Source organism: Brenneria izbisi (genome assembly GCF_025840185.1).
In the GTDB taxonomy this organism is placed as follows: domain Bacteria; phylum Pseudomonadota; class Gammaproteobacteria; order Enterobacterales; family Enterobacteriaceae; genus Brenneria; species Brenneria izbisi.
This window is the reverse complement of the sequence record NZ_JAMPJU010000037.1, coordinates 1-1,213: the sequence shown is the minus strand read 5'-3', so window position 1 is coordinate 1,213 and position 1,213 is coordinate 1. Positions and strand designations below refer to the sequence as shown.

Here is a 1,213-nt window from a genome sequence, read left to right as displayed (position 1 = left end):
AACGTTGGGTTATCAAACGCCGGTGCATTATGAAATGGTAGCGTAATTAGGTGGGAATAATTTCGGGGACAGATCCTGGATATTATCGCTAATGAACAAACAAGACCATTGATGCAAAAAAAATAATTAGGATGATATATATCAAAGAACTCAGCGAATTAATTTTCTCATTCGTAAAGTATGATAGGCTCTAAGTGTCAAAAATAGATGCTTCTAAAATAATTGTGTGAAAAATAGTTATGAATACATCAGATTATTGCTAAAAGATAAAATAAACAGGTTATTTCAAAAGGAAATTCAGGACGTGGCAAAATTATTTTTTAGCGTAAAGTTATGGGGAGCAACCTCTTCTATAGCCGTCATGAAGATGCTTGCGGAGCAGGCGGAGGTGAATATATCCCGCGCTCTAAGTGATGCTGATAAGCCAGGGGGAGTTGAGGTGGGGGAGTTTCCAGATGAGCGATATCATGAAGATGGGAGCGTTACAACGTTTCAACGAACTTACTATTCATGCGGCTCCTGCGTTGGTTATGATCAAGATGAAGTTAGATCTACATACAAACATCTGATAGCACAGCTTACCCGTCGCTCCACATTTCTTACCATTTTTGGTCTGTTCGAGCACCATATGGTTGGTTGCCTCGAACTTATGGACGACCTTTCATGTAAGACTATAGACAAAAAACACAAGACGGTTGAGGATTGCCACAATCGTCTCAAAGGCGACTTTGGCGGTAAAAACATTAAGGATGTTGATCACCTAGCCGTGATCAGAAATATCATGGCTCATAGCGATGGTGTGGCAGATGACTATAAGATACTTTCTTGTCAGAAAACAAAAAAAACTGACGCTGAAAAACGGCTCCTGCGAGCTATTCCTCGTGCGATGGCAGATAATGCCGGTGTTTCAATTACCGTATTTAATGACGTGCTTATGGATGATCGATTCCTGATGTATGCCATCAATGAATTTGAACGCTATATTAATGAGTTAAGCATTGCGGTTCGCACCTACCAAACGCAGATGAGTAACGCTCACTTAAAATCAATATAAACTACCCCTTAGGCTCAATCCCCTGCCTGCGAAGCTCTTTACGGGCAAGTTCGGTAATCCTCCCATTTTTAACGGAGGTGATAAGTAGAATCAGGTCATGCGTTGAATATGCTGCATCGGCGTGTAGCCATTCAATGCCATATTCGGACGCTCGTGATT

The 1,213-nt window shown here is 41.1% G+C and carries 1 protein-coding gene; it reads left to right on the top strand.

The genetic code is table 11. The features are described from left to right. Window positions 1-304: 304 nt before the first annotated feature. Entirely contained in the window at window positions 305-1,054 is a 750-nt protein-coding gene (locus NC856_RS17615) for a hypothetical protein (RefSeq protein ID WP_264091696.1), read from the top strand. Window positions 1,055-1,213 lie beyond the last annotated feature (159 nt).